We start from the raw sequence: 11,601 nt of genomic DNA on the forward strand, positions 1-11,601 counted from the left end.
TACAAGAGGCTTAAACCTCGTAACTAAACTAATAGCAACACTTTCGATTAATGACAAATTCTTTGACGAAAATCCTCAATAGTCATTTTTAAACCATCTTTAAGAGGAATAGTCGGTTGCCAATTAAGATATTGCTTTGCTTTAGTTATATCAGGTTGTCTCTGTTTAGGATCATCTTCGGGCAGTGGTTTGTAAACCAATTCTGCTTCAGGATTCACCATTTCTTGAATAGTTTTCGCCAATTCTAAAATAGTGTATTCCCCCGGATTTCCCAAATTAACGGGTCCTACATAATCATTGTTCATTAATCGCATTAAACCTTCTACCAAGTCGGAAACATAGCAAAAACTGCGAGTTTGTGAACCATCGCCATATACCGTTAAAGGAATACCCCTTAAGGCTTGAGCAATAAAATTACTCACTACTCTACCATCATTTTCTAACATTCTTGGACCGTAAGTGTTGAAAATTCGAGCCACCCTAATTTCTAGTTTGTGTTCACGATAGTAGTCAAAGGCAAGAGTTTCAGCAACCCTTTTTCCTTCGTCATAGCAACTACGAAGCCCTATACAGTTAACGTTGCCACGATATTCTTCAGGTTGAGGATGTACATCGGGATCTCCATATACTTCGGAAGTGGAGGCCAACAAAAATCTAGCCTTCACTCTTTTGGCTAATCCAAGCATATTTAAAGTCCCCATTACATTAACTTTTGTTGTTTTTACAGGATTGAATTGATAATGGATGGGAGATGCTGGACAAGCTAAGTGATATATCTGATCTACTTCTAGCCGTATTGGTTCGGTAATATCATGACGAATTAACTCAAAGTAAGGATTATTAAACCATTTTTGAATATTGGCTTTCGTTCCAGTGTAGAAGTTATCGAGACATAATACTTCATTTCTTTGTTCCATGAGGCGATCAATCAAATGAGATCCCACAAATCCAGCACCACCAGTGACTAAAATTCTCATAATGTAGTTATTGCAGTTTTTGATCAAAAATTACTTATAAATTAACTTGTATCAGTCACTTTGAGCAAATATTTTCAATCATTTAAGAAAAATGCTATAGGAAGAGTTAAATACCTAAAAAAATAGATTGTGGATTTTAAAACTCATAAAAATTCTCTCAAACCTTCACTGCAAGAATATCTATTCCTTAATCCCTTTTCATAGCCTCAATATCGAATTAATTTTGATTACTTACTTATGGTAATTTCCAATAATTGCTAAAAATGATAGATTATCAATTAAATGAATCTTTATTTTTACTCACTTAGTTAACACCAAAACTCCCATCATTTCTCCTAATAGTGGATAATGAACTGATTGAGAAAAACCTATTTGCCGTGCCAATTCAATTTGGCGATCGCCTCTGAGGAAACGTTGTAAACTGGGATAAATATAGGCATAATCTTCTTTCTTGCCCAACCAATCCGCCATAGTCACCACAATATTATCTAAATACCATTTTTGTATATTCGCAACAAAATAATTGGAGGGTTGATGAAAGTCAAGAATCGCCGCTCTTCCATTGGGTTTTAATACCCGATTGATTTCTCTCAAACAAGAAGGAATATCTTTAACATTTCTTAAACCATATCCCATTGTGACGCAGTCAAAAGTATTATCTTGAAAAGGTAAGCTCAACACATCTGCTTTAACCCATTCTATATTCTCATATCCCTTATTTTCCGACTTAACCTGAGCAATATCGAGTAACTCAGAGGAAAAATCAACTCCAATAACTCTTCCTTTACTTATCTGTTGACGCAACAAAAAAGTTAAATCACCACTACCACAACATAAATCTAAAGCAACACTTTGAGGTTGAGGATTAGTCCATTTTACCGCCATCAACTTCCAAATTCGGTGTAATCCCAGACTCAGCCAATCATTGAGTGAATCATAAACAGGGGCAATGCGGTTAAACATTTCTTGAATTTCTTGAGGTTGCGGAGTCGATTTCATTTACACCAGTCAAAAAGTCTATTGGTTTTCTGATCAAGTTTACAATAACTTGAGTAAGGCAATTAGGAATTAGTAATTAGTAATTAATTAAAACCGTCAAACCTGACACCTGACCTTATTCGACATTTTTAAGCCCAACTGAGGTTATCACATTTTCAACTCAAGGCTTTTTTAGAAGTGGGAGAGGGAATGACATCCTCTTTATAAATAACCGGATTAGTGGAAAAACTAAAAGGTTGATGGAGTAAAAGATAAAGACAGGGAATTAAAAATAAAGTTAGTAAAGTTGCTAAAGATAAGCCTGAAAAAACGACAATACCTAAAGGTTGTAAAAATTCTCCTCCTTCTCCAGCCCCTAAAGCCAGAGGAAACATTCCTAAAACCGTCGTAATGGTTGTCATCAAAATCGGACGTAGTCTTTGAGATGCCGCTTGAAGCATTGCTGTATATCTACTGGGAATTTTAATATCTGGATTTTCCAACTGACTTTGATAAATTTGATTAGCTAATTCCACCATCACAATAGCGTTATTCACCACGATACCAACTAATAATACTGCTCCAACTATTACCGTTGCCCCAATGGGAGTTTGAGTCACATATAAGCCAATAATCCCACCAGATAAGGCTAAGGGAAGGGTAAACATAATAACTAAAGGGTCAACTAAAGAATTATACTGCACAGCCATAACCACAAAAACCAAGAAAGCGGCTAGTCCTCCTAAAATGGGTAAAGTGGATTGTAGTTGGTCATTACTAGCGGCGGCAATACTTGGTAAAATCCTTACTCCTTGGGGTAATTCAATTTCATTAACAATCTTTTTCACCTCTGTTAATGCAGGTCCTAAACTCGCATTTTCGGCTAAACTTCCTTGAATGATATAAACTTGTCTTTGGTTGATACGTTGAATTTCCGAAGGGGCTTCTCCTTTGCGAATAGTGGCTACATCTCCTAAACGAATTAAACTATTATCTTCGGTGAATAAAGGCACTTCGAGTAAACTATCAGCATTTTGAACTAATTTGGGATTAAGTCTGACTCGAATATCTATTAATCGATTATCTTTTTGTAGTTGAGAAACCACTAAACCGCTAACAGTAGTTTGTAAAGAGTCAGCAATATCGCTTATATTTAAGTTATAGTTAGCTAAACGAATTAAATCAGGCTCAATCACAATTTCTGGTTGGGTTGGGTCTGCATCGGGGCGAAAATTACTTAATTTTGCTTGTTGATCAAGAATTTCGATTACTTTTCTTCCTGCTTCTTCAAGAATTTGTTGGTCATTTCCTTGTAAAACAACATCAATATCTGCTCTTACAGGAGAGTTATTTAAAATTAGTCCTCTGACACTCCCTGCAGAGACTCGCAGACGAATATCAACTAAATTTAATTCTTGTAGTTTCTGATTGAGATTGCTGATATATTTATCAATATTAGTATTGGGTTTGAGGGTAATATTGCTAGAACCTCTCAAGACATTTTCACTGGTAGAACTAGAAAATAAAAATCCTCCAGAGGTTGTGAAAACGTATTCGGTTTCTGGCTGTTCAAGGATGATTTCATCTACTAACCCCATAACTTTTCTGTTGGTGGGTAAAGTCGTACCGGGGGGAAATTGAGCAAATAGGTTTACTTGGCCTGTGTTAATACTCGGTAAGATTTCTTGGGGGAGTTGTTGTGCTAATGACCATGATGTTAGACCAAAACTCAAAAAGATACTCAAGACGATTAGCCAACGAATTTTGAGCAAAAAACTTAATGTTGCGGTATAACCATTATTAGCCGCACTAAAAGCCTTATTAAACCAAGAAATTACGAAAAAACGCCTTATTTGACTGGAAAACTGAATTGCTAACAACCTAGATGTAAGCATAGGCACAACGGTTAAAGCAACAACGATGGAAGCGGCAACGGCAAAACTGATGGTTAAGACTAATTCGTTAAATAAAAGAGAAATAAAGCCACCAATCATTAAAAAGGGTAAAACTGCCACAAGGTTTGTGCTAGTGGAAGCAACTAGAGCTGATTCTACTTCAGAAGCACTTTTAACAGATTGATTGAGAATTTGACGGCGATAAATTCCTTTTTCTTCTACTATGGGGTCATGGATTAGTTTTTCTGTTCCTTCGATAATGGTTTCTAACATTACAATGGAGTTATCCACCACGATACCAACCCCTAAAGCTAATCCTCCTAAACTAAAAATATTCAGGGTTAAACCAAACACTTTCATCATGATTACTGCCGCCAAAGTGGCTAGGGGTATGGAGATGACGATAATCAATGTTTGACGCAATGAACCTAAAAATAATAAAACTGCGATCGCAGCTAACGCAGTACCAATTAAACCAGAGGTAATAACATTATTGATGGAATTGCGGATGAAAATAGACTCGTCAAGGGTGGGTAAAATAACTATATCTTCTGGGATAACATTGCCATTGCGTAATTCTTCTATTTTGGCTTTGACATCTTCTACCACTTCGATGGTATTTGCTTCGGGTTGCTTTTGAACACTAATTTTAACAGCAGGTGTACCATTTAAAGAGACAAAAATGCGTTGCTCTTGCGCTCCATCAATAATATCTGCAAATTCCGTTAAATAAACTCTATTGTTGGAATTAGGTACAGCAAAAGAAATATTTTCAAAATCCTCTACACTTTTAAATTTACCGATAACTCTGGTTAAAGGTTCATTTTCTTCCCCAATTAAACGCCCTCCTGTTATATCCTGATTCGCTTCTTCAATTTCATCTAAAACATCTTGTAAACCAATTCCTAATGCTTGAAGGCGATCGAGATCTAGCCGTACTCCAATTTCTTCATTTACTCCCCCAGACACATCCACACTAGCCACCCCCGGCACAACGGTTAACTCTCTGGCTAATTCTTCCTCAGCAAATACTCTCAAAGGTAAAATATCTCTAGTATCAGAAGTCAAGGCAAACTCGTAAATAGGCAATTGGGAAGGCTCATATTTGAAAACCCTAGGAGTGTCAATATTTTCAGGAAGTCGGTTTGTTGCCCTATTTAATGCCGCCGTTGTATCGTTTAAGGCTTGGTCAACATTTCCCCCAACTCTAAAAAATAGATTAATACTAACTCGATTTTCTCTGGTTTGAGAAGAGACTAATTCCACTCCCTCCACTGCCGAAAAAGTTTCTTCTAAGGGTCTTGTAATCTCCTCTACTGCTATTTCTGGGGCTATTCCTTCTGTTTCAACCCTCACACCAATACGAGGATAAGTAATAGAGGGTAACAAATCCACTTGAATAGTAGTGATAAAAAATATACCAACCACCATTACCGCAAGAGTAAGCATAATTGTAGCAATGTGACGGCGGATAGATATAGCACTAATGCTAAAAGAAGATTTATTGGATGAATCCATGGGAATAATATATCTGCGAGAGTGTAGATTTTGCAATTTCAAAACTAAGGTAGCACATACTCATTAAAGTTTGCGGAAAAAGCATTTTGATAGATTAGGACAGAGGTAAATAAATTTCTGAAAATTGATAGTTAATACTTAGTTTCTCCCTTTTATTTGCCTAAAGTAAAGTCATTCATAGTAGCCTATAAAATTACACTCTGGAAGGTAATCACTTTATCTCTGGGTAAAGGTAGGCAACAGGTAATAGGTTTTTTGTAGCATAAACTTATAACCTTTGCTAGTATGATTTTTAATTCCTAATTCCTAATAATTTAGTTTATTATTCTTTTCCAGCCATAGATAAAATGAGATCAATCATTCGGTTAGAATAACCCCACTCGTTATCATACCAAGAAACTACTTTAAAAAAGTGAGAATTTAATTCAATTCCAGCACCAGCATCAAAAATACTTGAATGGGCATCAGAGATGAAATCAGAAGAAGCAACAGGCTCATCGGTATAACCTAAAACTCCTTTTAATTCGCCCTCAGAAGCCTCTTTCATCCTCAGACAAATTTCCTCATAACTGGTAGGTTTTTCCGTCCTAAAAGTTAAATCTACCACAGATACATTAGGAGTTGGAACACGAAAAGCCATTCCTGTAAGTTTCCCTTTCAGTTGGGGTAACACTAAAGCTACTGCTTTGGCCGCCCCCGTAGAAGCAGGAATGATATTTTGTGCCGCACTGCGCCCTCCCCGTAAGTCTTTTTTACTCATGCCATCTACAGTCGGTTGAGTAGCAGTCATAGCGTGAACTGTAGTCATTAATCCTTCTGCTAAACCAAAACTATCGTCTATAACTTTAGCAATGGGTGCTAAACAGTTAGTTGTACAACTGGCATTAGAAACAATATCATCTTTTGTGGGATCATAATTATGATGATTAACTCCTACTAAAAGAGTCGGTATTTGTTCTGGGGTTTTTGTTGGAGCGGAAATAACTACTTTTTTTGCCCCCGCAATTAGGTGTTTTTTTGCTCCTTCATAATCAGTGAATAAACCTGTTGATTCAACAATATATTCTGCTTGATTATCTTTCCAAGGTAATTCTTCAGGATTGCGTATGGAGTAACAAGGAATTAGCTTATCATCAACTAAAATACCTTCTTCTGTGGTTTCTACTTTTCCCTGAAAACGCCCATGAGTAGAATCATATTTAAGTAAATAGGCAATATTTTTAGGCGGTACAAGATCATTTATACCAACAAATTCAATATTGGGATTAGCTAATCCTGCTCGAAAAACTAATCTTCCAATGCGTCCAAATCCGTTAATGGCTACTTTAACTTTTGACATAGATGACTCCATTAATTATGGGTATTGAGAGTTTTGATGTGTTAAACTCCTTACTTCTAATTGTGTTGATTTTAGAGCAAAGCAAATCTTAATTTTTTGGGAATTTTTTATAATCGAGTATTAGGTTTTTTCCTAGCAACCAACCGAAAATCGCACTTGTTACAAACATTATTAGTGAATATATTGCCGCCGGAATTGCCATATTAGGCATATTTAATAAAGTTGTAGCAATAGCAATGGCTAATGTCCCATTTTGAATACCAACTTCTACTGTAATAGATTTACGACTGGATTGATCAAGGTTAGAAATACTTGCTAGAGTATATCCTAAGATCATAGTCAATATATTAAGAGTCAAAGTTACCCCACCTACTTGTAAAAAGAAGTTACCGACATTTTCTTTCTCTTTAAGCAATAAACCAAAGATAATTATTCCTAAAAAAAATAAGGAAAGCCATTTTACTCCTTTTTCAAAAACTGTTGCTAATTTAGGTGAATAGTAATGTATTAACATACCTAAAGAAATGGGTATAAGGGTGATTACAGCTATTTGAAGAATAGTTTTTCCGATGGGTAGTTGTAGTGTTACTCCTTCTCCCATAAACTTGGTCATGGAAAGATTAATTAGTAAAGGGATAGTAAATATTGTAACTAGGCTAGTTATTGCTGTTAAAGTAATGGATAAAGCAACATTTCCCTTTATTAGGTAAGTAATCATATTAGAAGTTGAACCTCCGGGGCAAGTAGCCAATATCATCACTCCGATGGCTAATTCTGGGGCAAGTTGAAAAACTAAAGCTAAAAAATATCCAATAATTGGTAACATAACTAATTGGGCAATTAAACCAATGATGACTGCTTTTGGTTCAACAAAAACTCGTTTAAAGTCATCTAATGTCAAACTAAGACCCATGCCTAGCATTATAATAAACAAAGCTAAAGGCAGAAAAATGGCTGTTAAAAAATTTGATTCCATTATTTTAAAAATTAAATAATATTGAAAATTTTGCTTATTTTACTTTATTATTCTACTTTTATTAATGGTTATTTATTGAGATAATATTATTAGATGTATTGTTCTTAAATCACTAATTTCTTGAAAAGGAAAAAACACAAGAGTTAATAAAGGTTAATTAAGATTAATTCCCAATACTTGCGTATAAGCCCCTCTGGCTTGTGTCACTCCGATAGTTCTTTGTGAAGCCTCAATCATTGGTCTTCTTAAACTCACTACAATAAATTGAGCATCTTTTGCCTGTCGTTGAATCATTTTAGATAGTTTTTCCACATTCGCACCATCTAAAAACATATCCACTTCATCAAAGGCATAAAAAGGAGAAGGGCGGTATCTTTGCAAAGCGAAAATAAAACTTAATGCCGTTAAAGATTTTTCACCCCCCGACATGGAACTTAATCTCTGCACTGCTTTTCCTTTGGGGTGAGCAACGAGAGTTAAACCACCATTAAAAGGATTATTTTCATCCTCTAATTTTAAGTAACCATCTCCATCAGAAAGAGTAGCAAAAATATTTTTAAAATTCTCATTTACTGCGTCAAAGGCTTCTTTAAATGCCCTCAGTCTTAAAGTAGTAAAGTTTTCGATTCTTAATAGTAATTCTGTCCTTTCTCCCTCTAAAGTTGTGAGTTTTTCCGATAATTCTTCTAGTCTTTCTTGATTCTTTTCAAACTGTTCTAATGCTAACATATTAACAGGCTCTAAAGCCTCTAATTTTTTCTCTAGTTTACTTATTTCTAGTTTAATTTGTTCCAATTGTTCCTTCAGATTAGCAAAGGTTATTTTTTGTCCCATACCTTCTTTTAAACCAGTATTAACTAAAAAGGGAATTTCAGGTAGCGGATTAGGTAAATTAGTTTCTACCTCTTGAATGAGAGAGTTTAATTGACTGATTTTAGTTTGATATTCTTGATGTTGTAAAACAAATTTTTCTAACTTCCATTGGAGGTTTTTTTGCTCATTTTCAATTTTCTTTAATTCTTGCTCTTGTTTATCTCTTTTTGCTTTTGCCTGTTGCAATTTTTCCAATAAGCCTTGAACTTGTTGCTCAAATTTAGCTATATTTTGACTAACTATTTCTAACTCTTGATGAAGATTAACTGCTTCTTCTTCTTGTCTCTGTTGATTATGTAATAAGTCATTCATTTTGTCTTCACTAGCTTTTAATTCTTTCTCTAATTGACTTTGCTTATTAACTAAATTTCGTAATTTTTCTTTATTTTCACTTAAAACTAATTGCTTTTCTTCTAACACTGATTCTTGCTCATTAATTAGCTGTTGTAATTGTTGCCATTCTTCGTTATCAAAGCTAGATTCTAATTCTTTTAATTGTGCTTGTTTTTCTTCTAATTCCCTTTGCCATTGGGGTAGTTTTTCTTGCAGACTATTTAACTCTTGTGTACCTGTTACTAATTGTTGATAGTTATTAGCGTTACTCTCAATAATATTTTCTTTTTCTCTTTCTAAACGGCTAATTTCTCCTTGATTTTGCTCTAACATTAATTGCTGTTTTTGTCGATTTTGTCTTGCTTGATTTAATTCTTCCGATAGGCTCTTGATTTTTTCTCTTTTTTGAGATATTGTGATGGTAAGCTGGGGCTTAATGTTTTCAATTTCAGAGATGCGATCGCGCCATTCCCTAAATTCTTCACTCTCAGAAGCCGAAACCTTACCAAAATGTAGGGATGATTTTTGCGACACACTTCCCCCCGTCATCGCGCCACTGATTTCCAATAATTCACCATCAAGGGTGACAATGCGATGTTGCCCAATCAAATTTCTAGCGGTGTCTAAATTTTCAAATACCATAGTATTGCCAAAAACATAGGCAAAAATAGGCTGATAAATCGGCTCAAAATCCACTAAATTCAGGGCTAAATCCACAAATCCCCTTGTTTTCAGTAAATTATTAGGCAAATGAATCCGAGGGGCGTTAATCTTATTTAAAGGCAAAAAAGTTGCCCTTCCAGCCCGTTGTTGCTTTAATAGCTTAATCGCCATAGAAGCGATACTGTCATCCTCTACCACGATAAAACCGAGACGACTTCCAGCGGCAATTTCCAATGCTAATTGATACTGCGACTCTACCTCCCCCAATTGGGCAACCAAACCGCAAACACCGGGTAAATCCGAATTAAGGATAATTTTACTAGCATAAGTGCCTTGTGCCTCCTGTTGCGCCTGACGAGTAGCTTCTAATTTGTCTAATTGTCTTTGTTTGTCTCTTTGCTCATTTTCGAGACGAGTTAAGGTTTCCTGATTTAAAAAGATTTCCGCTTCAATTTTTGCCAATTTTTCGGCTATATTCTGAATACTCGTCTCTGATACTGCTATTTGCTGAGTTAAGCTATTAATTTCTTCATTTTTGGCGATGATAGTATCTTCTAAATGGGCTAGTTGTTGGTTTTCCTGTTGAATAGTTGCCTGTAATTGACTACATCTTTCTGTTAATAATGCCTGTTTAGTTAGTTGAGGATTTAAGACTCCTTGCAAGGCATTTATTTGTTGATTTAATTCTGTTTGTTGGTTAACCCATGCTTGGGATTGAGATGCAATGGCTTGGGCTTTTTTCTTCGTTTCATCTAAGATTTGTTTACTTTCATTTTTACTATTTTCTAACTGAGGAATAAGGTTATTTTCTAAAGATTCAATTTCGTTGCTTAAAGTCGAGATTTCCTGTTGATTCTGTTTAATATTCCGTTGATATTCTTCCTGTTTAATGGTTGCTTCTTTTTCAAGGTTAACTAACTCCTGTTTCCGTTTGACTAGATTTTCTTGTTTTAGTTTCTCCGTAGCTAGTTGAGATGCGATACTTATTTGCTCATCTTCACCCAATGCCTTAACTTGCTGATTAAGGGTGACTAATTCTCCTTGAGTTAAATCAATTTTTTCTTGAATTTTAACTAAACTTGCTTGAGTTTTTGTTTGCTGAATATCTATGTCATTTAATTGCTTTTGATAGTCTTCTTTTTCTTGCAATAAGCAACGCCAATTAATCACTATTTCCCATTGTTTTTTCTCCTGTATTTGGGCTTTAATTTTCTGATACTTTGCCGCTTTTTCGGAATCTTGCTTTAATCTGGCACTATTTTGGATTAATTCTTCTTGGATGATATGACATTTTTCCTCCCTCTCCCTCACTGCCTCTAAAGTGGTTTTAGTTTGCTCAATTTTGCGATCGAACTCTGCAACACCTGCTAATTCATCAATAATTTCTCGTCTTTCCTTGCCATTCATGGTAATGATACGGGTAACATCCCCTTGTAAAACCACGTTATAACCTTCAGGATAAATGCGAAGACGACTTAACTGCTCATGTAATTCTGTAGCCGTACAAGGCATATCATTAATATAGAAGGTAGAGGCATAGCTTCCCCCTTTAGTGACTCTTAGGCGACGGGTAATTTTTAATTCCGTTTGACTATCAAGGTTGAATTTTGTCTCTGATTCTTCTTCACTCTTACTATTGTCATTATCTGCTAATAAAGGATTATTTAAACTGCTTAAATCTTCTAAATCAAATACGACAGAAACCACAGTTTCAATACTCTTACTATTGGTTTTTTGGCTATTATTAATCAAATCTGGTAATCTTTCTGCCCTCATTCCCTTTGAACTAGCCAAACCTAAACAGAATAATAAAGCATCTAAAATATTTGATTTTCCCGAACCGTTAGGACCTGAAATCACCGTAAATCCAGTTAAAAAAGGAACTATATTACTACCACCAAAAGACTTGAATCTTGACAATTCAACTTGTTTAATATGCACCATATAGCAATTCGATTCGGAATATAGAAATTGAGACGAGGAAAACTTAACTTCGATTTATGGTTAGTAATTTACTACTAACATCAAAATTTTTAAAGATGTATAAAT

The 11,601-nt window shown here is 35.1% G+C and carries 6 protein-coding genes; all 6 read right to left on the bottom strand.

The window, feature by feature from the left end:
- Positions 1-47: 47 nt before the first annotated feature.
- The gene (locus Dongsha4_RS08115) at positions 48-977 is read right to left on the bottom strand and encodes a UDP-glucuronic acid decarboxylase family protein (protein ID WP_330205171.1); all 930 of its coding nucleotides are present in this window, start codon (positions 975-977) and stop codon (positions 48-50) included.
- Positions 978-1,277: 300 nt separating this feature from the next.
- The gene (ubiE, locus tag Dongsha4_RS08120) at positions 1,278-1,976 is read right to left on the bottom strand and encodes a bifunctional demethylmenaquinone methyltransferase/2-methoxy-6-polyprenyl-1,4-benzoquinol methylase UbiE (protein WP_330205172.1); all 699 of its coding nucleotides are present in this window, start codon (positions 1,974-1,976) and stop codon (positions 1,278-1,280) included.
- 155 nt (positions 1,977-2,131) lie between these two features.
- Positions 2,132-5,368 carry an efflux RND transporter permease subunit gene (locus Dongsha4_RS08125; RefSeq protein WP_330205173.1) on the bottom strand — a complete coding sequence of 1,079 codons (3,237 nt, stop codon included), beginning with the start codon at positions 5,366-5,368 and terminating at the stop codon, positions 2,132-2,134.
- A gap of 322 nt (positions 5,369-5,690) precedes the next feature.
- On the bottom strand, positions 5,691-6,707 hold the full coding sequence (gap, locus tag Dongsha4_RS08130) for a type I glyceraldehyde-3-phosphate dehydrogenase (RefSeq protein WP_330205174.1): 1,017 nt from the start codon (positions 6,705-6,707) through the stop codon (positions 5,691-5,693).
- Between the two features lie 88 nt (positions 6,708-6,795).
- Positions 6,796-7,683, bottom strand: coding sequence for a bile acid:sodium symporter family protein (locus Dongsha4_RS08135; RefSeq protein ID WP_330205175.1), 888 nt, complete (start codon positions 7,681-7,683; stop codon positions 6,796-6,798).
- 153 nt (positions 7,684-7,836) lie between these two features.
- Positions 7,837-11,496 (bottom strand): chromosome segregation protein SMC, encoded by a 3,660-nt coding sequence (gene smc / locus Dongsha4_RS08140; protein ID WP_330205176.1) that lies wholly within the window; start codon positions 11,494-11,496, stop codon positions 7,837-7,839.
- Between the last annotated feature and the right edge of the window lie 105 nt (positions 11,497-11,601).

The organism is Cyanobacterium sp. Dongsha4, assembly GCF_036345015.1.
Lineage (GTDB): Bacteria > Cyanobacteriota > Cyanobacteriia > Cyanobacteriales > Cyanobacteriaceae > PCC-10605.